This window comes from Mesobacillus subterraneus (assembly GCF_000934845.1).
Classification (GTDB): Bacteria; Bacillota; Bacilli; order Bacillales; family Cytobacillaceae; genus Mesobacillus; species Mesobacillus stamsii.
The window spans coordinates 1-23149 of the sequence record NZ_JXIQ01000106.1 but is presented as its reverse complement, the minus strand read 5'-3'; the positions used below and the strand labels follow the sequence as shown (position 1 = coordinate 23149).

The 23149-nt window shown below is 44.2% G+C and carries 23 protein-coding genes; 11 read left to right on the top strand and 12 right to left on the bottom strand.

Annotated elements, in window-relative coordinates; genetic code table 11:
• Positions 1-345: 345 nt before the first annotated feature.
• A complete protein-coding gene (locus UB32_RS13785) occupies positions 346-1521 on the bottom strand; it encodes an FtsW/RodA/SpoVE family cell cycle protein (RefSeq protein WP_044394544.1) in 1176 nt (391 codons plus the stop codon).
• Between the two features lie 223 nt (positions 1522-1744).
• On the opposite strand from UB32_RS13785, the gene UB32_RS13780 reads away from it, so the two are divergent.
• The 5 genes from UB32_RS13780 to UB32_RS13760 all read left to right on the top strand — a co-directional run bounded on the left by UB32_RS13780 (position 1745) and on the right by UB32_RS13760 (position 6396).
• A complete protein-coding gene (locus UB32_RS13780) occupies positions 1745-2527 on the top strand; it encodes an undecaprenyl-diphosphate phosphatase (RefSeq protein WP_044394543.1) in 783 nt (260 codons plus the stop codon).
• 615 nt (positions 2528-3142) lie between these two features.
• Entirely contained in the window at positions 3143-4063 is a 921-nt protein-coding gene (locus tag UB32_RS13775) for a substrate-binding domain-containing protein (protein WP_241768511.1), read from the top strand.
• Between the two features lie 2 nt (positions 4064-4065).
• Entirely contained in the window at positions 4066-4935 is an 870-nt protein-coding gene (locus UB32_RS13770) for a substrate-binding domain-containing protein (RefSeq protein ID WP_044394542.1), read from the top strand.
• A gap of 34 nt (positions 4936-4969) precedes the next feature.
• The gene (locus UB32_RS13765; protein ID WP_044394541.1) at positions 4970-5668 is read left to right on the top strand and encodes an ABC transporter permease; all 699 of its coding nucleotides are present in this window, start codon (positions 4970-4972) and stop codon (positions 5666-5668) included.
• Positions 5665-6396, top strand: coding sequence for an ABC transporter ATP-binding protein (locus UB32_RS13760; protein WP_044394540.1), 732 nt, complete (start codon positions 5665-5667; stop codon positions 6394-6396). The genes UB32_RS13765 and UB32_RS13760 overlap by 4 nt, the downstream gene beginning before the upstream one ends.
• A 180-nt stretch (positions 6397-6576) precedes the next feature.
• Here the strand turns inward: UB32_RS13760 and UB32_RS13755 are convergent, their stop codons facing one another.
• Positions 6577-7605 carry a ThiF family adenylyltransferase gene (locus UB32_RS13755; protein ID WP_044394539.1) on the bottom strand — a complete coding sequence of 343 codons (1029 nt, stop codon included), beginning with the start codon at positions 7603-7605 and terminating at the stop codon, positions 6577-6579.
• 143 nt (positions 7606-7748) lie between these two features.
• Here UB32_RS13755 and UB32_RS13750 point away from each other — a divergent pair, with 143 nt between their 5' ends.
• Positions 7749-9590, top strand: a complete 1842-nt coding sequence (locus UB32_RS13750) for an aldehyde ferredoxin oxidoreductase family protein (protein WP_044394538.1) — start codon at positions 7749-7751, stop codon at positions 9588-9590.
• Positions 9591-9675: 85 nt separating this feature from the next.
• Here UB32_RS13750 and UB32_RS13745 read toward each other — a convergent pair whose 3' ends face one another.
• The 6 genes from UB32_RS13745 to UB32_RS13720 form a co-directional block, all read right to left on the bottom strand.
• Entirely contained in the window at positions 9676-9948 is a 273-nt protein-coding gene (locus tag UB32_RS13745; RefSeq protein ID WP_044394537.1) for a hypothetical protein, read from the bottom strand.
• A 1-nt stretch (position 9949) separates the two neighbouring features.
• Positions 9950-10222: a ubiquitin-like small modifier protein 1 gene (locus UB32_RS13740; RefSeq protein ID WP_044394536.1), complete on the bottom strand. Its 273-nt coding sequence runs from the start codon at positions 10220-10222 to the stop codon at positions 9950-9952.
• A gap of 106 nt (positions 10223-10328) precedes the next feature.
• The gene (locus UB32_RS13735) at positions 10329-11252 is read right to left on the bottom strand and encodes a selenium metabolism-associated LysR family transcriptional regulator (RefSeq protein WP_052807040.1); all 924 of its coding nucleotides are present in this window, start codon (positions 11250-11252) and stop codon (positions 10329-10331) included.
• Positions 11253-11508: 256 nt separating this feature from the next.
• Entirely contained in the window at positions 11509-14628 is a 3120-nt protein-coding gene (locus tag UB32_RS13730) for an MMPL family transporter (protein WP_044394535.1), read from the bottom strand.
• A gap of 1 nt (position 14629) precedes the next feature.
• Positions 14630-15085: a MarR family winged helix-turn-helix transcriptional regulator gene (locus UB32_RS13725; RefSeq protein WP_044394534.1), complete on the bottom strand. Its 456-nt coding sequence runs from the start codon at positions 15083-15085 to the stop codon at positions 14630-14632.
• Positions 15086-15320: 235 nt separating this feature from the next.
• Entirely contained in the window at positions 15321-15749 is a 429-nt protein-coding gene (locus UB32_RS13720; protein ID WP_044394533.1) for a cell wall hydrolase, read from the bottom strand.
• Positions 15750-15887: 138 nt separating this feature from the next.
• On the opposite strand from UB32_RS13720, the gene UB32_RS13715 reads away from it, so the two are divergent.
• The 3 genes from UB32_RS13715 (at position 15888) to UB32_RS13705 (ending at position 16948) form a co-directional block, all read left to right on the top strand.
• Positions 15888-16166 carry a spore germination protein gene (locus tag UB32_RS13715; RefSeq protein WP_044394531.1) on the top strand — a complete coding sequence of 93 codons (279 nt, stop codon included), beginning with the start codon at positions 15888-15890 and terminating at the stop codon, positions 16164-16166.
• Positions 16167-16241: 75 nt separating this feature from the next.
• The gene (locus UB32_RS13710) at positions 16242-16484 is read left to right on the top strand and encodes a spore germination protein (protein ID WP_044394530.1); all 243 of its coding nucleotides are present in this window, start codon (positions 16242-16244) and stop codon (positions 16482-16484) included.
• A gap of 23 nt (positions 16485-16507) precedes the next feature.
• Positions 16508-16948, top strand: coding sequence for an Hsp20/alpha crystallin family protein (locus UB32_RS13705; protein WP_044394529.1), 441 nt, complete (start codon positions 16508-16510; stop codon positions 16946-16948).
• Positions 16949-17115: 167 nt separating this feature from the next.
• Here the strand turns inward: UB32_RS13705 and UB32_RS13700 are convergent, their stop codons facing one another.
• From UB32_RS13700 to UB32_RS13685, 4 genes are all read right to left on the bottom strand, one after another.
• Complete coding sequence (locus tag UB32_RS13700; RefSeq protein WP_044394528.1) at positions 17116-17679, bottom strand: FAD-dependent oxidoreductase; 564 nt, start codon at positions 17677-17679, stop codon at positions 17116-17118.
• A 350-nt stretch (positions 17680-18029) separates the two neighbouring features.
• Positions 18030-19466 carry a 4-hydroxyphenylacetate 3-monooxygenase, oxygenase component gene (gene hpaB, locus UB32_RS13695; protein ID WP_044394527.1) on the bottom strand — a complete coding sequence of 479 codons (1437 nt, stop codon included), beginning with the start codon at positions 19464-19466 and terminating at the stop codon, positions 18030-18032.
• Between the two features lie 209 nt (positions 19467-19675).
• Positions 19676-20113 carry a hypothetical protein gene (locus tag UB32_RS20205; RefSeq protein ID WP_198528204.1) on the bottom strand — a complete coding sequence of 146 codons (438 nt, stop codon included), beginning with the start codon at positions 20111-20113 and terminating at the stop codon, positions 19676-19678.
• A gap of 149 nt (positions 20114-20262) precedes the next feature.
• Positions 20263-20703 carry a GNAT family N-acetyltransferase gene (locus tag UB32_RS13685; RefSeq protein WP_044394526.1) on the bottom strand — a complete coding sequence of 147 codons (441 nt, stop codon included), beginning with the start codon at positions 20701-20703 and terminating at the stop codon, positions 20263-20265.
• A gap of 240 nt (positions 20704-20943) precedes the next feature.
• Between UB32_RS13685 and UB32_RS13680 the strand changes: the two genes are divergently transcribed.
• Both UB32_RS13680 and UB32_RS13675 read left to right on the top strand, forming a co-directional pair.
• Positions 20944-22308 carry a sensor histidine kinase gene (locus tag UB32_RS13680; RefSeq protein ID WP_044394525.1) on the top strand — a complete coding sequence of 455 codons (1365 nt, stop codon included), beginning with the start codon at positions 20944-20946 and terminating at the stop codon, positions 22306-22308.
• A gap of 2 nt (positions 22309-22310) precedes the next feature.
• A complete protein-coding gene (locus UB32_RS13675; protein ID WP_044394524.1) occupies positions 22311-23003 on the top strand; it encodes a response regulator transcription factor in 693 nt (230 codons plus the stop codon).
• The last annotated feature ends 146 nt before the right edge of the window (positions 23004-23149 follow it).

Sequence of the window (23149 nt, the reverse complement as noted above, 5' to 3'; positions counted from 1 at the left end):
TCGCCAATAAAATTGTGAAAACCGCCAATAAAATCATTCAAGCAAGAACAAGCGGTAGAATTATATTGAATACTAGCCATGATCCTAAGAAATAACCGATATTGCAACTTTATATAGCGAATTTTCCCAGTCAGCTTTCTTAAAACTTCCACTTACTGTAAAAGTTCTCTGTAAGGCATTTCCTCCTCTATTTCTAGTCTTGTCCAGCATTAGCACATAGCTCAACGCTTAGGCAAGCGGTTTGCCGCTAACTCCTCGAGACGTTTTTCGCCTACTGGTCTAGCCACAAAAATAATTCGTTTAGAATTATTGGGCTCCACGCTCGAGGTTCTTTTGTATGCTCTTTTATGCAGAAGTTGAAAACATATATTTTTTGTAATGGTATCGTATCGAAAAGATTAAGCTGACGGCGAGCATATTCCCCATCAGCGAGCTTCCACCATAGCTGATGAATGGCAGCGGTATTCCAGTGATGGGCAGCAGGCCGATTGTCATCCCAATATTTTGGAAAACGTGGAAGGTGATCATGCTGATGACACCGACACAAATATAAATGTAGAATTCGTTTTTTGTTTCCATTCCGATTTTTGTGATCTGGTAAATCAACAGGAAAAACAAGCTGATCAGCACGCTTGCACCAACAAACCCGAATTCTTCCCCAATGATGCTGAAAATGAAATCCGTATGGCTTTCTGGAAGGTAGACTTCCCTTGTTCCATACCCTTTCCCGACTGTTTCTCCAGAGCCAATTGCCAGCAGGGATCTCGTAAGCTGGAATCCGGTGGAACTCTGGTAATTATACGGGTCTAGCCAAGAATAGATACGGCCAAATTGATACTCTTTGACACCGAGGTATTTCTCAAGAATGTTAGGTTTCCAGATGACAAAATAAAAGATAATCGATATGAATGTTAGCCCTGCCCCAAAAATTGGCACAAGTAGCTTCCAAGTAATCCCGGAAATAAAAATCATCCCGACCATGATCGCAATATATACGAGCGAAGTTCCAAGGTCTGGTTGCTGCATAACGAGCACCAGCGGCATCAATGTCACCAATCCAATTTTCAGCAATAACCAAAAATCGGTCTGAATCGTCTTCAAACGGTATTTCTGGTTGTGGTCAACAATGGCTCTCGCAAGTGCCAGGATGAGGAATACCTTCACCAACTCTGATGGCTGCAGTGTCCCCATTGCCGGCACCTTATACCAGCTCTTCGCTCCGTTAATAACTGGGGCAATGTCTGTTGGAGCAATGAGGAGTCCTACAAGCAGCACAAGGCCAAACCCATATGCATACCAGCTTAGTTTTTGCAGCTGATCTGAATCAAGCTTGATAACAATGGTGATAATGCCAGCACCGATGATATACCAAATAATCTGTTTGAACAGGAAGTTTTCCGAGCCATACTGACCAGTCGTCTGAGCGCTGTAAATGGCGATGCAGCTTGCAAGAAATAATAGGATTAGGATCGTAACCAGCCCATAGTCGAGCCGAGAATTCGTTTTTTGATTCGATGTCATGAATATTCCCCTTTTAAATGGAAGAACCGTTTTTTCCGATAACGAACTGTTCAATACTTTATTATATTTTTTTCGACAATAAATCACAACTTATGACTTTGAAATGGTCATTATTACCTATCCAAAACCGTCTAAAAGCGGTTCCCTAAAATTATTTGCATACGACCGGAACATGTTTCATAGCTTTGTATGGACAAAGTCTTTGAAAAGGTGAGGATCGTTCATGTTATCTAAAATAGAAGCTTTCATTCTTGGGCTCATTCAGGGGCTGACTGAGTTTTTACCAATCAGCTCGACAGGTCATCTTTATCTAGGCAGGAACCTTTTCGGGCTTGAGGAAGCTGGACTGTTGCTCGATACGATGCTACATATTGGTACATTGCTGGCGGTTTTTGTATTTTATAGGCATGAATTTATCAAAATGCTGAAAAACCCATTCGGGAAGCTAACTTTCCTGCTTTTTGTCGGTACGCTTCCCGCGGTTGCAGTTGGATTGCTTTTTGAGGACTTTTTTGACGAATTATCCAAAACGGGCGTGACGATAGGCTGGGAGTTTCTGATCACTGGAACGTTCATGTGGTTTACCGATTCGATGGCAATTGGGCGTAAAAAGATGGAGGACATCAGCTATACAGATGCCCTCGTGATTGGCAGCTTCCAGGCTGCAGCTATTTTCCCGGCTCTTTCCCGTTCCGGATTGACGATTGTCGCAGCGATGATGCGGAAACTGGACCGGGAGACAGCTGCATATTTTTCGTTTCTGCTTTCGACTCCCGCCATTCTAGGGGCAATCGTACTTCAGGGAAAGGACCTCTTCAGCGCCGGGAGCGAGACAATCTCGCTTCAGGCGTTGTTGGTTGGCATCCTTTCCGCAGCCATTTTCGGTTATATCGCGATAAAATGGATGATTGGCTATTTAAAAAAGCGCTCATTAAAGCCTTTTGCAGTTTATGTTTGGGGAATCGGACTAATTGTCCTGTATCTTCAGTTTAACGGGCAGTTCTAAACGGCTTTTTTCATGCGGAGGTCAAAACGAAAAAAATGCACACCATTCAGATGTGCATTTTTTGCAGTGCATGTCTCAGAGATATACCTTTATATGATTCCGTGTGTGCAGCTTTATCAGCAGCCCCCATCGCCGCCAATGAGCACAAGACCTTCACGGTATTCGTCATATTCAAGCGCCATGCCTTCTGTATAGTCGACAATATTGGATTCAATCGCGACTTGGATTTCATTGATTACTGTTACGTGATCCTCTTCTTCCGGCTCTTCCAGAGCTAGACCAATCTGTGGGCCTCCTCAGCCAAAGCCGCCAAAGTAGACACGGATACCCTCTGCCTTGCGCTCTGCGAGGATTTCTTTTAAAATGTCGCGCGCTTTATCTGAAATCTGCATTATTTCGTTTTCCTTTCTGCATCAAATTTCTATAGTTTAGTTTACCATGTATTGAAATAGAAATACATAATACTGCCCGGAGTATTTTTTGAACAAAATTGTGAACGAAAATTGATAGTTTTTTAATAAAACGGAACAAAACTAAACAAAACTTAACAAAAACTCTACCTTTCTGCTTCATTTTTTATTATATTAAGAGTTAAGTAGGAAAGAGGGATGCCTTTTGCAAATTTATACTCCAGATGAAATCGCTGCCATGTTAAAAATTTCTAAGCATACTGTCTATGAAATGATTAAACGAGGGGATCTTGCTGCTTTCAAAGTGGGCAATAAAATGCGCATTGAAGAAAGCGAGTTTACGAGATACAAAGCTAGCATGTCAAGCATCCCTGCTAGAGCTCCGGAATCAACGGGGAGTGCCCAGCATTCATTACAGCTGGCTGGCAGTCATGATTTCCTGGTCGAACAGCTGGTAAAGTACGTAGCGACGGATGGAACAGGACTTTCGGTAACTCCCTCCTACATTGGCAGTCTCGAAGGGTTGATGATGCTCTACCGCGGCAGCACAGATATTGCCGCAGTCCACCTGCTTGATCCATCTTCACAGCAGTACAATCTCCCTTTTATCCACCAATTATTTGTCCATGAACCGATAACGGTGATGAGACTGGCTTCAAGGGAACAGGGATTGATTGTCGCAAAAGGGAATCCAAAGAAGATCTCCGGAGTCAAAGATTTAGCCAGGCCGGATGTATCGCTGATCAATCGGCAAAAAGGCTCTGGAACCCGCTTTCTGCTTGATTCATTTCTCGCCAGTGAAAAACTGGATCCTGCATCGGTTAAAGGGTATGAGAACGAGGAATGGACCCATCTAGCTGCGGCTGCCCATATCAGCAGAGGCACAGCAGATTCTGCCTTTGGAATCAAATGTGCAGCAAGCCAGTTAAATCTCGACTTCATCCCGCTCACAAAAGAACAGTTTGACCTAGTTTTCCGCTGGACTCCTGGAAACAAAGCAGCGCTCCAGCACTTGATTGACCTGATTCAGCTTACCAATTTCAAAGACAGCATCGAAGATTTTGATGGCTATGATGCTGAAGAATTTGGAAAAATCATTTACGCAAATCATACTACGGAGGTTTAAACATGAAATTGAAACATTTTCTCCCATTTTTACTCATTCTCGTATTTGCTTTTGTTACAGGATGTTCTGATACATCGACAAAGGACGCGGGAAAACAGCCTGATGCGACAGTGAAAAGTACCGAAAAAACCGATTTGATTCTTGCAACAACAACCAGTACTCAGGATAGTGGGCTGCTGGATGTTCTAAAGCCTGATTTTGAAGAAAAAAACAATTATAATCTGAAAATCATTGCCGTCGGAACCGGACAAGCACTTGAAATGGGAACACGCGGTGAAGCGGATGTCCTTCTAGTGCACGCACCTGCAGCGGAAGAAGAGATCGTCAAAAGCGGCGATGCCATCAACCGCCAGAAAGTCATGTACAACGACTTTATCCTTGTTGGACCTGCTGAAGACCCAGCGAAAGTTAAAGGTCTAACCGTTCCAGAAACCTTGAAAAAAATCACTGAGTCAAAAGCTTCATTTGTGTCTCGCGGAGATGATTCCGGCACTCATAAAAAGGAGCTTGAGCTTTGGCAGAAGTCTTCACTTGATCCAAAAAGCCTTGGTGATGCCTATATCGAAGCGGGACAAGGGATGGGTGCAACTCTCCAGATCGCTTCCGAGAAGCAAGCTTATACTTTGACAGACAGGGCTACCTTCCTAGCTCAGAAAAAGAATATGCCTGACACAGAAATAATAGTAGAAGGAGACGAAAGCCTGCTCAATATTTATCATGTTATGCAAGTGAACAATGAAAAGCATGACAAAGTGAATGCAGCAGGTTCAAAAGCATTTGTCGACTATATGACTTCCGAAGAGACGAAAAAAATCATCAAGGAATTTGGCACAGATGAGTACGGAGAGCCGCTATTTTTCCTTTTTGAATAAAAAAATTCAAATTCAACAGAGAGTCTGATTGCGCATGGAACTTTTATTAGAAGGATTGAAAAAAGCGTTTGAAATGATCTTGACAGGAAACCAGGAAATTCTCGAAATTACCTTGCTTACACTGAGGGTTTCGATTACAGCGGTGCTGATCAGTACCTTGATAGGTATTCCAGCTGGAATGTTCCTTGGACTTGCTCGATTCACTGGAAGGAAATTGCTCCTTGCCATCATCAATATCGGCATGGGCCTTCCTCCTGTCGTTGCTGGTCTATGGATCACTCTTTTCCTGTGGCGCTCAGGCCCGCTTGGTGACCTCGCCTTGCTATACTCGCCAACAGCAATTATCATGGCACAGATCCTGGTTTCCTTGCCAATTGTTACAGCATTGACAAGCACAGCATTCCAGCAGATCAATCCTAAACTGATTCTTCAGGTCAAAGCACTTGGAGCAACCAAATTCCAGCTATATTGGATTTTGATGAAAGAAGTCAAGCTTGCAATTCTCGCAGCCATCATTGCAGGCTTTGGGCGAGTCATTGCCGAGGTCGGCGCAGCGATGATGGTTGGCGGCAATCTCAGTGGTGAGACACGGATTCTTACGACTTCGATTGTCATGGAAGTTTCCAAAGGCAATTTCGACATTGCTCTAGCACTTTCCTTCATCCTGATGACATTGGCGTTCATTATTACTTTTAGCCTGACTTATTTACAACAAAGGAAGCGGAGCCTATGACCCCACTGATTACGGTAAAAAATTTAGAAGTAAGAGCCGCAAAGCGAAACCTGCTATCCATTCCCTACTTTGAAATACAAGAAGGAGAAATAGTCGGAATCATGGGTCCAAATGGTGCCGGAAAAAGTACTTTTATCAAGGCTTTGTCCTTGCTGGAAAAACCAGCACAAGGTACCATTTTCTACAAAAATCAGAATATCTCTGATGAACTGACGTTGAAGATGCGCAGAAAATTCGCTGTCGCAATGCAGCAGCCGTTGCTTCTCGATACAACCGTCTTTCAAAATGTTGCAATTGGCTTGAAGCTTAGGAATTATCCTCGGCAAGAAGTAACACAAAAGGTTTTATTCTGGTTAGAAAAATTCCGGATTGGCCATCTTGCCAAAAAACATGCAGCACATTTGTCCGGCGGAGAGGCCCAGCGTGTGAATCTTGCCCGGGCAATGGTGCTCGAACCTGAGGTGCTTTTCCTTGATGAACCCTTCTCTGCACTGGACTTCCCCACGAAGGTGCAGTTATTGAAGGATATTAAATCGATCATCGGGCAGACGAAAACGACAACAGTTTTTGTCAGCCACGATCTGATGGAACTGAAATACCTTGCCGAAACGCTTGCAATCTTAATAGATGGCGAGCTAAAACAAACTGGATCCACATCGGAAGTGTTGTCATCCCCCAACGCATCTGCTTCCACTTTTATAAATGATTGGAAAAGTCTTCTCCAATAGTTGCTTATAATGGCATGGCTGCAAACGCCATGCTTTTTTTGTGCCCATGATCTTCGGGGTCCGCTCTTTTATGGGCACATTGCTCCCTTTTTTGCGGCCATAATCTTCGCATCCGCTCTTTCATGGGCACATTCCTTCCTCACATAAATCGGGCACTATCTAATCTGTCTATGTCAAACATTAGGATCCCATGTATCTGGCAAAATAACTTTTCGCTTTTACCAAATCATTCGTGCCGTGAACGAGCACCCTTCCATCTTGAAAGATGACCATAGTGATCTCATCTTCGGGCATAAAACGTAACAAAAATGGGTTGCCTTTTACTTTGCCATTTGTTTTCAACCGACTTGCCAGCTTTTCAAGATCGATAATCCCCTTCTGTCGCGGGTTGATCTGAATGGTGTCGCGCCCACAAAGCGATGCATATTGGATCTGCTGGTCAGACGATCGATCGAGAAAGTCGTATTGATGGTGGACACATGCCGGGCATTCAGGATTTCGTCCTTGGCTGACATCCATTTGAAAATATGAGTTGTACCAGATATCTAGCTGTTCAAGATTAGGATTCGAATCGGCCCCCACAAGCAGTTTCAATGCTTCTACCGCTTCGAATGATCCAATGATGTCTGTAATCGAGGAAAGCACCCCGATGCTGTCGCATGTTTCGCCAAGACCTGTGGGAACTGACGGGAAAAGACAGCGATAACAAGGAGTCTCTCCCGGTTTAATGACTGCGAACATACCGCGAGAACTGACCGCCCCACCGTACACCCACGGGATCCCATGTTTTACAGCAACATCATTGATAAGATATCGAGCCATGAAATTATCAGTGCCATCGACGATCACATCGAAACCGGCAAGCAGGTCCTCGGCATTATCAAGTGTTAGATCCGCGATTATTGGCTCTAATTTTAGCTCAGAGTTAATTTTCTTTAGTTTTTTTTCAGCAGCAATCGCCTTTGGCAGGTTTTCGCGCGCGTCCTCTTCATCATAAAGTGTCTGGCGCTGGAGATTAGACAGCTCGACCAGGTCACGATCAATGAAGCGGACTCGCCCCACGCCCGCCCGGACTAAATGATTCGCGATCACTGTTCCAAGCGCTCCCATGCCGACAATGACCGCCGAACTGTTCAGCAGCTTTGTTTGTCCTTCCTTTCCAATTGGCTGGAATAAAACTTGCCTTGAATAACGCTCCATTTCCTTCATTGTCATCCCTCCATCATATATTTAGATTATATCTTTAAATAATGCTTTTTTTTAGGGAAAATTTTAACTATACTGAATAGTAAGAGGGAATCTCTCCTCTTATAAGTTTTTCACTAAAAAATGAAAGAGGTGGATTAAGTAAGATGAATCTTGGGGGATTTAAAAACAAAGAAGTCGTAGTGGACCTGACGAATGGCACGGTCGATTACCGAGGCATCCAGGAAGATGATGTCAGAAAGTATATCGGTGGCCGCGGCCTTGGAGTCAAGTACGTACTCGACAACGGCCCAGAAGTTGAGCCTCTATCAGAAGAAAACATTTTATGTATCATGACTGGCCCTGTAACGGGTTCTCGTTCTTCGATGAGCGGACGGCTAGCAGTCGTAACAAAATCGCCATTGACCGGCACAGTTACGGACTCACATATGGGCGGTTGGACAGCTGCTCGTTTGAAATGGGCTGGAGTCGACAACGTGATTTTCAAAGGAAAAAGCGACAAGCCTGTGTATCTTTATATCGAAAATGGCCAGGCAGAAATTCGCGACGCTTCTCAATTGTGGGGATTGAGCACACGCGCGACTGTACAGGCTATGAAGGATGCTCATGGAGAAGAAAATCTAAGCGTTATGACAATTGGCCAGGCAGGCGAGAACGGAGTGCGGTTTGCAAGTATCATGAATGAAAATGACCGTGCTGCTGGACGCGGTGGTACCGGTGCGGTTGCAGGCTACAAAAAGCTGAAGGCAATCGTCATTAAAGCAGCACAAAAGGGCAATATGCCGGAACCTGCCCAAAAAGATGATTACAACAAGGCAAACAAAAAAGCCGTTAAAGCAATTCTAGAAGGTGGCCTGACTGCTCCTAACAAAGGCGGCTTGTCCGTATATGGAACAAACGTCCTTACCAACTTGATCAATGAAGTGGGAGCGCTTCCAACATTCAACTCTCAATTGACACACTGGGATGAAGCGGAAAAGCATTCGGGAGAGTGGGTAAACGAGCACATTCTCGTTGCAAACAATACCTGCCATGCGTGCCCAGTCGGCTGTAAGATTGAGGTTGAAGTCAAGGAAGGCAAATACAAGACTCGCGTTGAGAGCTTTGAGTTTGAATCTGCCTGGGCACTCGGTGCGAACAGCGGCTTGAGCAACTCTGAAGCAATTGCGTATTTGATCGACATCTGTAACGAATATGGAATGGATACAATCGAGCTTGGCCATGCCATTTCTGTCACAATGGAAGCCTTTGAAAAAGGCATCGTTGCCGAGAAGCTTGATTGGGGCGATGCGGACAGCATGATCGAAATCGCTCGAAAAATCGCATTCCGTGAAGGCTTTGGCGGCATCCTTGCTGAAGGGCCTGCACGCGCGACAGCTGCATGGGGCGTGCCTGAACTGTCCATGTCAGTCAAAGGTCAGTCTATCCCTGCTTATGACCCACGCGGAATCCAGGGAATCGGCCTTGGATATGCGACAAGCAACCGCGGTGCCTGTCACCTTCGCGGCTACACGGTCGCATCCGAAATCGCCGGTATTCCAGAGCCAACAGACCGTACAGTAGCAGAAGGAAAGGCAGAGCTTCTAAATGTATTCCAGAACCTGCTTTCTTTCTCGGATTCTATGGATATCTGCAAGTTCTCTTCTTTCTCTGAAAATGCCGAACATTATGCTGAGCAATACAGCACAATGACCGGCATCCCAATGACAGCAGAAGATGTCATGCTTGCAGGGGAAAGAATCTACAATCTAGAGCGATACTATAACAATCTTGCCGGTTTCAATAAGCGGGAAGATGACTTCCTGCCAAGGCGCTTCACGGAAGAAGCCGCTTCCGGCAACAGCAAAGGACTGGTCTCTCGTATGGATATCATGCTGGAAGACTATTATACTATCCGCGGCTGGAAAGATGGCGTCGTGCCAGCAGAAAAACTTCGCGAACTCGGCATCATCGGAGAAGAAACAACTCCATCTGCAGAAGAAGTTTAATTATGAAAAAAAACCAGGTGATTTCGCCTGGTTTTTTGTTTCGTTAAATGAATGATTATCTGAAACTTAAGTCAGCATAATAAGGCTACCCGCCTACCCGAGTTGTTTTGTAACGGTAATTTTTGATCAATTTTTCCAGCTGTTCCTGATTTTCCGCTGCAAAACGGATAGATACAGCATGGATAATAAACGTTTTCGTAAAAGTAATTTCGTTTTCGGACAGAATTTCTGCTTTCCATGTCTCCGCCTCATACACGTACGGGAAGGAGTCTGTAACGAGTCTGCCGCCAAGCTCTTCAAAGTACATGCCGAGGTGATCCCGATTGATTCCCCTGAATTCTAGAATTCTATCAACCATATCAGCCACCAGCAACCGGAGGAAACAGTGCAAATTGGTCACTGCCTTTTACAATCGTTTCCAGCTCCTGATCGTGGACAATATTTCGTCCATTGATATAAACATGGACAAAGGGCTTTAGCTTCTTCTCCTCTGTGAAAATTTCCTCTTGTATTTCAGGGAACATTTCACACATTTTGTCCAAAACGTCCATCACCCGATCACCATCAGGAAGCACCTCAATTGTCACGCCTCCGCATATATCCCTCAGATTAGCAAATACTTTTACCTGCATTCCCAATCGCCCCCTTCTCCTACCTTAATAATAATGGGAAAACGCAAAGATGTCTTTCATTTTATGAATACATAAGGCATATTCTCCGTTCCCGCACGCATATCCGTCAGTCATTTTGTTCGAAAGTTTGCGCTTTTTCTATTCCCTGGGAATCCATAACCGTTTCGGTGAACTGCTTGATTAACGGTCGATTTTGGGAATCTGAGTGGGTCACAAGATAGAATTCCCTATCGTATGGTTCCAAGTTATTGATAATCGAAATGCGTCCGGCTTTTGCCGCGGGTATTGCTGCCAGTCTTGATACAAAGCTGATCCCTAGCCCTGCCTCCACTGCTGCGAGAACGGATTCTGTGCTGCCGATGGAAATAGAAATATTCAGATCATCGACTGACATTCCTTTTTCTATCAAAAAATGCTCCATCATTTTCCTGGTTCCTGACCCTTCTTCTCGGAGGACGAAATCATATTGCTGAATCTCGGTAAAATCTGAACACTCTGCATGAAGCAATGGATGCCCAATAGGGGTGACTAACACTAGCGAGTCTGAGGCAATAGGCTTGCTTGTTAACAGACGCGAGTCAACTTTTATCCCGATAACAGCAGCATCTATTTGATGATTCTGCAGCTGGTCCAGCACGCTTTTGGAGTCACCAATTTCTATCCTTACATCCACCTTTGGATACAGATTGCGGAATGTCTTGATCCAGCCTGGAAGCAGGTAGGTTCCGGGAATCGTGCTAGCACCAATGGACAAGGTGCCAGTCAGTTTTCCTTGAAATTCATCGAGATTATCCTCTAGTGTTTTCCATCTAACCTTTATATCCTTTGCGGCACTGTATACAAGCATGCCTGCAGATGTTGGCCTGATGCCAGCCGCTCTTCTATCGAGCAATTCAAACCCAAGTTCTTCCTCAAGACTCTTAATTTTCAGGCTAACCGATGGCTGGGAACTTTTCATTGCCGCTGCCGCCTCTGAAAAACTGTTTCTTTCCACAACCATCACAAAGGCATCGAGCTTTTTCAAATTCATAGCATTTTCTCCAATTTAAGACGTATATGCTTCTATTTTAATATAGTTTGTCTACCACATAGGTCTAGTAGTACTAGGTTGATTGGAACGGAAGGTGCGTAGACTCCTGCGGGATCCAGGCGCTTTAGCGCTGAGGAGGCTCACCGCACGACCCGCGGAAAGCGAAGCAACCTGGAGTGGAGATCAACCGGTCCATTTTAACAAGGCCAACCTTTAAGGACTTTTTCAGTGGCCACCCAACCGGCTGTCTCTTTTTTTATGATCTTTTAAACGGCCACCAGTTTGCTTCCCCAAAGTTCTTCACTAAAACTGGAATGAACAGTGGCAGCATGATGAATGCATACAAGAATAATCCTGCAAGAAGGATCGAAGCGATTTGCAGCAAGGACATCATTCCGGAAGGCATCATTGCGGCGAAAGTTCCGCCGAGGATGATGGCTGCTGAAATGATCACCGTACCCATCTTTTTCATCGAAAGCAGCATTGCTTCTGAAATCGACAGGTTTTTATACTCATTGAAACGGTCCATCAGGAAAATACTGTAGTCCACACCAAGGGCAACCAGGATGACAAAGGCGAAAAACGGCACTGCCCAGCTGATCCCTGAATATCCGAGGATATCGACATAGATGACTTCATTGATCGCCATGGAAGTATAATACGTTAAAATCAAGGAACCAATCATGTAAATTGGCATGATGATAGAGCGGAACAGGAACACAAGAATGATGCCAATACCGAGCAGCATTAAGATCACTGTTCTGGTATAATCCTGGCCAGACATTTTATCGAGGTCCGCATTCGTGCTGGTGATCCCACCAATGGCTACATCAGCATTTTCAAGCTTTGTCCCTTTTGTTGCGCGTTCAACAGCATCCTTAAGTGCTGGAATTTGCGCCATCGCTTTGTTTGAGTATGGATTCGCCTCAAAAATGACATCCATCGTCATGACTTTTCGATCTTTTGAAAAATAGACATCAAGCACTTGGGCGAACTCATCACTTTTAAGCGCATCTTCAGGCAGGTAAAAACCATTGGAATCAGCACTAGCCAAGCCGGTTAAGTACTCCTGAGCGGAGCCAAGGCCTTTTGAAACTTGATCCAGTCCATCCGTACTCTGACTCAGTCCGTCCGTGAGCTGATCCATTTGGGTACCAAGCCCTCCAAACCCAGCTAACAGCTGCTGTTGGCCTGCATTAACGCTGGACAAACCGGTTGTCAGATCCGGAAAATGTTGGACGATTTGACCTTGTCCGTCAGCAAGCTGATTTAGCCCTGCCTGCTGCTGTTCGATGCCGTCGATGAGCTGTTGAAGTCCAGGGCCGAAAGCTGCTTGTTGTGCCAATGCTCCGGCAAAAGCTTCATTAGCCTGTGTCATTCCACCAATAAGCTGTGGCATTACCTCGTTCAATTGATTTATACCTTCTGAGGCTTTTGCAAGCTCTCCCTGCATGTAAGTGAGCTGACCTTTCATTTCCTGGTATGTTTGATCCGCTTTTAACGTTTCATCTCTATTTTCTAAATAGCCAAAAAGCTGGCCATTTGTCTGCGAGATTCCGCTGGATAAATGAGAGATGCCTTCTCCGGCATTCTTGTATCCGGCTTCAAGCTCGGTTAACCCTTTTTCCATCGCCACATACTTAGATTGTAGCTGCTGATACCCAGCCAGCAATTCCTCTGCGCCAGCTTTGGCTCTTTCCAGTCCAGCTTTTATCTCCTCAGACCCCACGGAACCCTTTCTGATGCCGTCCTCAATTTTCACAAGATTAGTCTGGATATCACCGAGGCCTGTTTCAATTGCAGTTGTTCCATTGATCAGTTCATTGATGCCATCCGCAGCCCCCTTCAACTCCGGAGCTGATTTGGATAATTCCGTTTCTGCCTCATTGAGACCTTTGTTGATTTTATCCAGGCCATCCTTTCCCTCACCCAGGCCTGATCCAAGTGTTTCCGCCTGTTTGGAGACGAAGAAGTCTTCGATTGGCTGTCCTGTTGGCCGAGTGACCGAACGGACTGTGTCCACCATATCGACTTTTTTCAGTTCCGCACTGATGTTTTCGGCTAGTTTAATGTATTCTGCCGAGTCCATTCTTTCATCATTTTTCAGGATAATCTGAGTCGGCATTGATTCGCCTGGACCAAAGCTTGTGGCAATCGCATTGAACGCCTTGATGGAGTTTACATTTCCGCTAATTTCATCCAATGAATTGTAGCTAAGCTTCCCATCATAAGCTACAAGAAACGGGACGCACACCGCTGCGACAATCAGCAAGCTCAGAAATGGACGTGCGAGCGAAAATCGTCCGACAGTGCCCCATAGCTTGCTTTCCCCATGCTCTGCGCTTTGTTTGGATGGCCAGAAAAGCTTTGGACCTAATAACGCCATGAAAAACGGCACAATAGTGAATAAACCAGCCAAAAGCAACGCAACCCCGATCGCTACTGCAGCGGCGGATTGATATAAAATAAATTGGGAGAACCCAATGGCAGCAAAGCCGATCATAACTGCCATTCCGCTAAAAAATACAGTACGCCCTGCATTTTTATAGGTTGCGATAATCGCTGCCGGCACTGTTTCATGATGCGTAAGCTCTTCCTTAAAGCGGCTGAGCAGCAAAATACAGTAGTCCGTTCCAATCCCGAACAAAACGGCAACAAGGAAAATCTGCGTATAGTTGGACAGCGGAAAATTGAACTGGTCCACTAGCATCGATACGATTGACTGTGAAACAAAGTAAGCCATACCGACTGTCACCAATGGAATAACAGGCGCGATGACCGATCTGAAAACGAGGAGAAGCACGACAAGAATAAAAACAACCGTGATTCCTTCCGTCTTTTTCAACCCTTCTTCAGAACTGGTTATCAAATCCTCATTGATCAGCCACTGGCTCGTATAGTAGTGGTCGACATCCACATCCTCAATCGCGGCATAGAGCAGCTTTTTCACTTCTGCCGGTTCGCGGTCGTTCCAGCTGACCGTTACCGAGGACAGAATGGACTTTCCATCCTTAGAGACAAGCTGTTCCTTCAGGCTTTCCTCATTGAAGTGTGTTAGAATATTGGTGATACCGATTTGGTCACGGTTTTTTTCAAGCTTACGGATGGCTTTTTCCGCTTCACTGATTTCTGCCTGCGTTAGCTTTTTCTCGCTGTGGAAAACGAGTGCGACCTGTGTCTCATCTCCTCCCCCTTCCTGCTTCCTGACCTCCTCCATAATATTGCCAGCGAGCGTCGAGGAGTATTCGTCTGGTACAGTGATCTGCCCTTTTTCCCGGACAAGACCTGCCATATTTGGTGCAGCCATAAACATTCCTGCAGCCACCAGAATCCACACAATAATGACGATCCATTTCTGCTTGATAATGAAGTTCACGTTATTCCACCCTGCTCTTTCTCTCTAGTAAAATTTCTTTTAGCTTGTCGTATGTCTTAAGGAACTGGACGAGTTCATCTTGATCAAACTTGGTAATAATCGATTCCACCAACGCCTGGATTCGTTCCTCTGTTTTTTGAAATAGTTCATTTCCCTTCTCAGTCAAAGTCAGATAGACGACACGGCGGTCGTTTTCATCCCTTGTTCTGAGGATTAGCCCTTTTTCCCACAGACGCGTGATAATGGCGGTAATTGCGCTTTTTTTCACGTCGAATACAGCCGCCAGCTCTGAAGATGTGCAGGAGCCTACTTTGTTGATATAGCGCAATGTATAGTGCTGGTCATTCGTAAGGTCCAAACCAATTTGCCCCTTGACCATCCCTTCGGCAAGCTTGTTCACCGAAAAAGAAACATGGATATAGTGGTCCACTAACTCTTTGATCGATTGATCAGACATTTTGCTGCAGTCACCTCTCCCTTCGTTCTACCATTTAACTGTTAAACTATTTAACTATTAACCCTGTTAACTTTAATCCTAATCCACTTTACTGTCAAGAGAACAAAAAGCGCAAGCGACTCGAGGGGCTAGGCGCTGAAGCTGGATTAACAAAACCGCAAATAGTTATCCATAATTAAATAATTTTTATAATTTCTTAAACAGTAAGAAAACTGCCAAATAAACTTAGCAGTTTTCAAAATGTATTATAAATGTTTTCGCACTCTGCTCCAGTCGGCTCATAGAAGCAGTGCAGCTTAAATTGGCCGGCGAGCGGCTGATTGTACCAGGTAGGAGGACAGTCGCCCGGAGGCCGGAAATACCAAAGTGCAAATTTCGATGGCCATAGACGCTCGCCCTTCACAGCCCGCCTCGCAAGTCGCTTTTCTATTTCTCTGGCTCTTTGGTAAAAATACCCTTTCTTAACAGCTTCAAAGGCATGTTCCTGATAGATCATCTGCGGAATCGTCCTTATTCCTTTAAAGTCCGAACAATCTCCCCGGACTCGGTTAATCCCGACATTTCCAACCATTAACATCCCTTGCTGGCCTTCCCCTTCAGCTTCGGCTCTGAGAAGTCTCGCCAACAACTCGATATCAGCCTCTGTATACTTCACCACTGCCATGTGAAAACCTCCAGCTTTTTATAATACATCATATTTTCAAAAGGCTTGGGTTATCACATAATATCGAAGGAATGTTAATGAACCTTTGGGCCAATGACTGCATATAGTACCTCAAAGACGGAATAAGGATGTAGTGCTATGCCAGTCACGATAAACCTCTTTTATTTTAAGGTTAACAGCGTTTCGGGAAATGGCTCGATCACGATAGGTTCAGCTACCCATAACAGCCATACAGCCAATGATAAGTCTCAAGGAGTGAATTGTTCCTTCGGGGATGCATCATCAACAGAAGCGTTGATGGATAATGTCTATATTGATCCGGATGTAAATGATCAAGCTGCGATTGCAACAGCTGATTCCACCTATCAGGGTATCCCGCTAGCCCCAGTGAATGAACCTCCTGCTAATCTCCTTTGAATGCCATGGGATGTCTGAAAAAAGAAGAAATGCAATCTATTTTTGCAGCATGAAGTCTTGATAAGGAGGTTTTCGATGCCTTACCAAATTAATATTTTAAATATCAAAATCAATGGAATCACTCAAAACGGAAACTTGGATGTTGGTTCAACAATCCAAAACAGCCACACGGCAAACAGCAAGAATTTCGGTGTCAATTTTTCTCTAGGTGATTTCTCTCCATCCTCTTCTTTGCAAAATACCGGAGTTTTTGATCCCGATGTCAGTGATCAGGATCAGAATGCCAACCCTTCTGCGCCAATTGGAAATCAAATTTAGAATCTTGAATAGGGGGTGCTGCCATGGATATGGAGAAAGTAAAAATGTGGCTCGAATTGACAAATAAATACCAAAAAGATGATTTTTGGCGTGGGTTATTTCATCAAGGAATCCCGGAGAGAATCGTCCATGCTAATGATTTTCCATTATATGATATTTATAAAAGCGATTCTATCCTCTGCCTGATCATTGAGCTTCCCGGCATCGACAGGAGCGATCTCTCCGTGGCTCTAAGACACGGAGATACTCTCGTCGTGAAGGGGATTTCAAGGTCCTTGTTCCCTGCTGATATGGAGCTGAAAAGGGAAAGATTTTATGGAGAGTTTGAGCGGCTGATCCCGCTGCCACAACCTACCGAGACAAAATTCATTCACTCCACCTTCCAAGATGGGATTCTCCAGGTGACGTACCCTCGACAGGATGATAGAACCGCAGACAGACAGGAAGATACCAGGATCATCTAAGATAACTCGCCAAAAATATCCATCCTGCCTTGGTGCGTTTTTTGATTGTTTTTTGCGGATAATATCTTACTACCTTTCATAGGTGCATACCAACTAAACGAGGAGGGAATTTTGCTAACTTTCTTCCAAAATTCAAGCCTTGCAGATTCCTGCAAGGCTTTTCCTATTTATGCTTTTAGCACATCGTGGTCTACATATCGCTCGCCGTTCAGTTCACTAATGACGTTGATAGCAACCTTCGCTCCGTCTCCAGCTGTGATGATTGTATGCATGCTAACCCCTGCGCAAGTGCCTGCCGCCCAAACGCCTTCCACATTCGTTTTTCCAGCTGCATCAACGTCAAAAATCGTCTTGATTCTTGGCTCTGTGCCATCTTTGGTTGCAAGACCTGACGCTCCTGCCACATCCGTCATCATGCCCGAAGCGATGATAACATGCTTTGCTTCATACTCGCCGTTTTCCGTTATAACTTTTACGCCGCTGTCTGTTTTGCTGACAGAAGTCACTGTCGTTTCTACGAATTCGGCACCAAATTTTTTCGCCTGCTTGATTCCAGTTTCGACTAAGTCTGGGCCTGCGATTTCAGGAGCGCCATAGTGGTTCTCCATCCAAGCACGCTTCGTTACGCTTTTATTGTTGTCCAGCACGATTGTTTGCTTGCCAGCCTTTGCTGCGAAAATCGCTGCGCTTCCTCCCGCAGGCCCTGCTCCGATAATTGCTACATCATACATAGGGAAATTCCTCCTTTTCTTTATTCAAAGATAATCATACCAAATTTCTTTCTATTAATGAAAGTTTAAGGAAACATCAAAAACACCAAGAGCTAAACTAATTACGATAAAAACCCCTGCAATAAGCTGATCATGTTACCTTTTCCATTGACAACATGCATAGATATTTCCTCCGCTTTTTTCACAAAATGTTACATATTTCCCTATCATTATCACAAAGTATAGTCCTCTTGCATTCGTATAGATATAGATCTAACAGCAGGATTATTTAAGAGGAAAGAAATGTTCTTTGCAACGAAAGACACTAAAAAGCCCGGAGACTGATCTCCGGGTTTCGCCTTCTCTATCATTCAACTTTTCAATAAATTCTTCACCAAATCCACCGCTGGTTTCTTGTCATACTGATTGTACAGGCCCACTGAAATCCGGACTGGGTCGCCGAAAAAGAAACGCTCGTAGATGGTTTCCCTTCCTGCGAAAGCACTTGAGCACATATCCCACACCAATCTGAACAAGCGAACTCTTTCCTTCGCCTCAGTATCTGCTCCCTGTAAATACAGGTCGAGATCACTTCTTATATCCGAGTCAAAATCATTGCTCGTCGGAATCGTGATGGTTCCGCTGGCTCCCAGCAGCTGGAGGATTTCTACGAATCTTGGATAAAGCTTTGGAAATATGAGACTCGCAACAGTAAGAGGGTTCGCATCCGGTACCACCAATCCCGAACCATTTTCCCTCGCCTGCATTTCCGAAGATAAAAGCAGTCCCTTCATCATTTCCACACCACATATCATTTCACTGATTTTTTCTTTTACATGCTGATATTCGCCAATACCGATCGTTTCCGTGATTAATTGGGCAGTTCCCAGAAACAACCTGGATTTGGTAATCTGCCTTGATAATGTCTGATGAACCAGGAATGTATTGAAATTTGTTTCGTTGAAAAGATTCATGGCAGCTTTAAGATCTTTATATAAAAATACCCTTTCCCATGGTACAAAGGTGTTATTGAAAATCACGATTGTATCCATTTCTTCAAATCGCGACCCGAGCGGATGGTCAAAATGGGATTCGTTATAGACAAAGGATTCCCGGCAGACAAACTTTAAGTTTTCCGTACTACTCGGAATTGAAAAGGCATATACATAATCCTCCTCGATGAATTTTCCGCCTGCCGGCAAAACCATCAGCTCATCTGTGATACCGCCTTGTGTAGCCAATAACCTGGCACCCTTAATAAAAATCCCATCCGCTGTCTCCCTAACCACCCGGGCAGAAATAGGTTTCTCCTTATCTTCAAAATACGCGAGCGTTCGATTCACCTGCGGCGTGACGTACGTATGGGAGAAGGTAAGGTCATTCTCTCTCGCCTTTTCATAAAGATTCGTCACATTCCTGCCTAATTTATTTTCCCCTTCAAAAACATGTGCTGAAGCACCAAGAGCCATTAAGGCAGTATTCATGTAATCAGGGGTCCTTCCCATCATTCCGCCCGTCAGCTTTGCCCACTCACCGGCAGCAAGCCTCCTGAGTTCCAAATCTTCTTTTTTGACCGGAGGATGAAAAGATCGGCCAACTCGGTTTCCGGTTGTCGGCGATTTATAGGTCATCAGCGGCAAATTCCCCACTTCCACTTGGAAATCATACAAACGGGCCTTGCTATTGATCACTCCCTTAAAGGCATGATGCGCTAGTATGTCTCCGGTGATTTTCTGTCCATCAAACCAAATATTGCTTTTCAAATTACCGATTCTTTCTTTCAACTGAGTTCCATTGATTGCAGGCATATTCCCACTCCTGACTTGTTCTTGCTTTTAACCATCATGCCTATATCTATTCACATTTTCCGGCAGTATTGCATGGTTTATTAAAAGAAGAGCGGAAGTGAGAGGGATAGCCTGTCCTGAAATATCACGGAAAAGTGCAGGTATACACCGAAAAGAAACAAATAATGCGAAAACAGCCATGAAAAAAGACCTCCATTGAGGCCTTTTTTCTAAAATTTAGAAAGAGCTTTATTAGCATTATTCGGGTAGACAGAGCCGAACAAATCTAAATCTGATTTTCCGTAGAATGGATAGCCATTTGCCTGGTATCCACCACCCCCTGGTGTCATTGGGTAGCCGGTACCAGGCGAACCTGGATAGCCTGCCGCCCCCACTCCTGGATATCCGCCATAACCACCTGGATATCCGCCTATATTGCCTCCCGGGTACCCACCGAAGTTTGGTCCAGGATATCCACCAGGAGGAAAATAGGCTCCTCCAGGAAAGCCTGCTCCCGGATATCCGAAAGGCGGTGGCGACAATGGACGGGGGGGGGTCAAAGCTCCACCTAGGAATCCACCTGCTAAACCTCCTAAAAACGGCAACCAGCCAAAGCCAGCTCCAAATCTATAATCATTTCGTTGAAAACGATTTACATATGGATGCATATTTAAGAACCTCCTCTTATTCCATGTGTATGCATGTTTTGCCTACTTTGTCTGGGCCATCAGCATGAAATATCCCAAATCCCTTGCTAATAAAACTGCAATGATGGAACAAGAGGTGAAATCAATCCCATGAACAGATGCCGATTGGATTATGGAATATTCAATTCCATCATCGTCGAGACAGGTTCAAACCCTAAGTTTTCACAAAGTATTCTTGAAGGATTTCCATTAAACACATTAAGCTGGATCGTCGTGATTCCCAGTGCCCTAAACTCATTAATCGCGGCAATCGCAAGTTTTCGGGCGATCCCCGACTTTCTGTACTTTGGGAATACAAATACACTAACCAAATTCCCCATGACCTGACCCTTCACAGTATTGAAGTTTGTAACCAAGAGAATCCATCCCCTTAGTCTGCCTTGTTCTATATCGATGAGAAAATAGCCCCCGTTTTGAATGACGGGCATAAAAAGGTTATAGGCATTCTGCACACTATTTTCAGCATATCCCATCGAGCTTTCCTTCATCACTTTCCCGGACAGCTGAATAAGATGGTTCGCCTCTTCCTGAGTTGCTCTTCTGATTGCCATTAACAAACCTCGATTCAAATATATTTTGTACTAATATATCGAAAATTAGTGCTGTGAGTGCCTGTCAGCGATAAACAGGCTAACGAAATGTTCGGAAAGAGGAAACAACTGAAAAACTTTGGAAGTTCACCTATATTGTCTGTATAAATGAAAACAGGATGCAAATTAAGTTTTTAACCGAACTTCATATTTTCTCCACAAATTTCGGTTATATTTATCCCATTCAAGAAGGTGAATAAATTGAAATTATCGGTAAAGCTAGGTCTGTGGATTTTCATCTGCATTTTACTGATTGAGACTGTTTCGATGATTTTTTTACATAACAATGTCGTTCGTTCCCGAATTGACCAGGAATTGAACTCGTTAAAAGCCCGCGGAAACAGTCATCGAGATGTCCTCGAGATGGCTTTTAATGATTCAACCCTTCAGCATATTCGGTTAATGGAAGCGCACACTGACACATTTGTAGTAGTAGCAAATTCCGCTGGAGAAGTTTTATTAACATCCAAGGAGATTAATGAAGGAATGAAAAAGATTCTTGATCAGTCCTCTTCTCAGTTGCCACGGCAAGGTGTTATTCTGCAATCGGAGTGGAAGGAGGAAGCGTACATAGCTACCGTTACTCCTTATGAAACAGGAACAGATAAAGGATCTGTTTATATGTTTCGGGACACAGAAAATGTGAAAGCATTCGTATCACAGCTAAACAGGCATTTTATGCTGGCATCGATATGGATCCTATCCTTTATGTTTATTACTATATTTCTCTTAACAAAGGTGCTTACAAGGCCGCTAATAATAATGAAGGAGGCCACGCGAAAATTGAGCAAAGGAGATTTTTCTGTTTCTGTGCCTGTTCAGTCGCATGACGAATTGGGTGAGCTTGCCCAATCCATTCAAACGCTGGCAAACGACTTGAATTATATGAAGCAGGAACGAAATGATTTTTTAGCGAGCATATCCCATGAACTCCGGACTCCATTAACTTATATAAAAGGGTATGCCGATATTGCCCGGCGAACCAATATAAGGCCACAGGAGCGAACGCACTACTTGCAAATCATTGGTGAAGAATCAGAACGGGTCAACCGACTTTTGGAAGAGCTTTTTTCCCTTGCTAGAATCGATCAAAATGAATTTCTCATCACCAAAGAACGTGTCCAGCTCTTTCCTTTTCTTCATTCTATTTACGAAAGAGTTTTACCCGCATTTTTAACTAAAAACATAGAGTTACAACTCGATAGTGATCAAGATATTTTCGTCGATATTGATCCCTCCCGATTTGGACAGGTACTTTCGAATATTTTAGACAATGCTTTAAAATATTCAAATGAAGGCACTACCACTACGATTCGGGCAATTAAAAGGGACAGAAATGTTGTCATTTCTATACAGGACCAGGGAATTGGGATTCCCGAAGAAGACATTCCTTATGTGTTTGAGCGATTATACCGTGTGGAAAAATCCCGCGCAAGGATCACCGGCGGATTTGGTTTAGGGCTTGCAATCGCAAAACAGCTTGTCGAAATCCATGGGGGATCCCTTTCTGTTAAAAGCAAACCCGGAGCAGGGACAGTATTTACGATTGTACTTAAGGAGAGCTGAAAATGAATAAAGTGCTGATAGTCGATGATGAGCAGAGAATGCTTGATCTGTTAGAACTATATATCACACCACATGGCTATGTTTGTGTCAAAAAAACTTCAGGGAATGATGCCCTAATGTTTCTTGAGGAGGAACAAGTGGATCTGGTTCTCCTCGATGTCATGATGCCTGATATGGATGGCTGGGAAACTTGTGAGAAAATCAGGAAATTCTCAACAGTACCAATCATCATGTTGACTGCTCGAAGCGCTGACGAAGACATCGTAAAGGGTTTAAAGAAGGGTGCGGACGACTATGTTACCAAGCCTTTTAACGAGGATGTCCTGCTCGCAAGGATTGATGCGGTGACGAGACGATCAGGATCTACATCAGCAAATGATACCCTTACTTTTTATGGATTATCAATAAATGAAGCCGCTATGGAAGTATTTTATAAAGACAAGCCAATCCTATTGACGCCAAAAGAATTCTCCCTCTTGACCACCTTTATAAAAACCCCTAATCGGGTGTTCTCGAGAGACTATCTCCTTACCTCCCTATGGAGTTTTAAAACTGAAACAGAAAACCGTACAATCGATTCGCATATTAGAAATTTAAGAGACAAATTACGGCAGTCCGGATTTCCCGTCGACCAAAATTTGCTAACGGTCTGGGGTGTCGGATACAAATGGAGTTCAGAACGTTCATCGTCATAAGTCAATTGAGGAGAAATAGAAACATGCAAAAAGGCATCATGTAGATGCCTTTTTTTGCAGAATAAGAAAGTATAAATTTAACTTCGAGAATTGTCCAGCTCCAGCGCCTAGCCCCTCGAGTCGCTTCGGTCTGCCCAATGAAGTCA

What these genes read in the sequence shown, in the direction of transcription:
- UB32_RS13755 (WP_044394539.1), bottom strand. Translation starts at nt 7,605, where the DNA reads ATGAAGGAAATGGAGCGTTATTCAAGGCAAGTTTTATTCCAGCCAATT.
- UB32_RS13735 (WP_052807040.1), bottom strand. Translation starts at nt 11,252, where the DNA reads ATGAATTTGAAAAAGCTCGATGCCTTTGTGATGGTTGTGGAAAGAAAC.
- UB32_RS13770 (WP_044394542.1), top strand. Translation starts at nt 4,066, where the DNA reads ATGAAATTGAAACATTTTCTCCCATTTTTACTCATTCTCGTATTTGCT.
- UB32_RS13760 (WP_044394540.1), top strand. Translation starts at nt 5,665, where the DNA reads ATGACCCCACTGATTACGGTAAAAAATTTAGAAGTAAGAGCCGCAAAG.
- UB32_RS13780 (WP_044394543.1), top strand. Translation starts at nt 1,745, where the DNA reads ATGTTATCTAAAATAGAAGCTTTCATTCTTGGGCTCATTCAGGGGCTG.
- UB32_RS13745 (WP_044394537.1), bottom strand. Translation starts at nt 9,948, where the DNA reads ATGGTTGATAGAATTCTAGAATTCAGGGGAATCAATCGGGATCACCTC.
- UB32_RS13725 (WP_044394534.1), bottom strand. Translation starts at nt 15,085, where the DNA reads ATGTCTGATCAATCGATCAAAGAGTTAGTGGACCACTATATCCATGTT.
- UB32_RS13685 (WP_044394526.1), bottom strand. Translation starts at nt 20,703, where the DNA reads ATGGCAATCAGAAGAGCAACTCAGGAAGAGGCGAACCATCTTATTCAG.
- hpaB (WP_044394527.1), bottom strand. Translation starts at nt 19,466, where the DNA reads ATGCCTGCAATCAATGGAACTCAGTTGAAAGAAAGAATCGGTAATTTG.
- UB32_RS13710 (WP_044394530.1), top strand. Translation starts at nt 16,242, where the DNA reads ATGCCTTACCAAATTAATATTTTAAATATCAAAATCAATGGAATCACT.
- UB32_RS13715 (WP_044394531.1), top strand. Translation starts at nt 15,888, where the DNA reads ATGCCAGTCACGATAAACCTCTTTTATTTTAAGGTTAACAGCGTTTCG.
- UB32_RS13705 (WP_044394529.1), top strand. Translation starts at nt 16,508, where the DNA reads ATGGATATGGAGAAAGTAAAAATGTGGCTCGAATTGACAAATAAATAC.
- UB32_RS13750 (WP_044394538.1), top strand. Translation starts at nt 7,749, where the DNA reads ATGAATCTTGGGGGATTTAAAAACAAAGAAGTCGTAGTGGACCTGACG.
- UB32_RS13785 (WP_044394544.1), bottom strand. Translation starts at nt 1,521, where the DNA reads ATGACATCGAATCAAAAAACGAATTCTCGGCTCGACTATGGGCTGGTT.
- UB32_RS13675 (WP_044394524.1), top strand. Translation starts at nt 22,311, where the DNA reads ATGAATAAAGTGCTGATAGTCGATGATGAGCAGAGAATGCTTGATCTG.
- UB32_RS20205 (WP_198528204.1), bottom strand. Translation starts at nt 20,113, where the DNA reads ATGCATCCATATGTAAATCGTTTTCAACGAAATGATTATAGATTTGGA.
- UB32_RS13740 (WP_044394536.1), bottom strand. Translation starts at nt 10,222, where the DNA reads ATGCAGGTAAAAGTATTTGCTAATCTGAGGGATATATGCGGAGGCGTG.
- UB32_RS13720 (WP_044394533.1), bottom strand. Translation starts at nt 15,749, where the DNA reads ATGGCAGTGGTGAAGTATACAGAGGCTGATATCGAGTTGTTGGCGAGA.
- UB32_RS13765 (WP_044394541.1), top strand. Translation starts at nt 4,970, where the DNA reads ATGGAACTTTTATTAGAAGGATTGAAAAAAGCGTTTGAAATGATCTTG.
- UB32_RS13700 (WP_044394528.1), bottom strand. Translation starts at nt 17,679, where the DNA reads ATGTATGATGTAGCAATTATCGGAGCAGGGCCTGCGGGAGGAAGCGCA.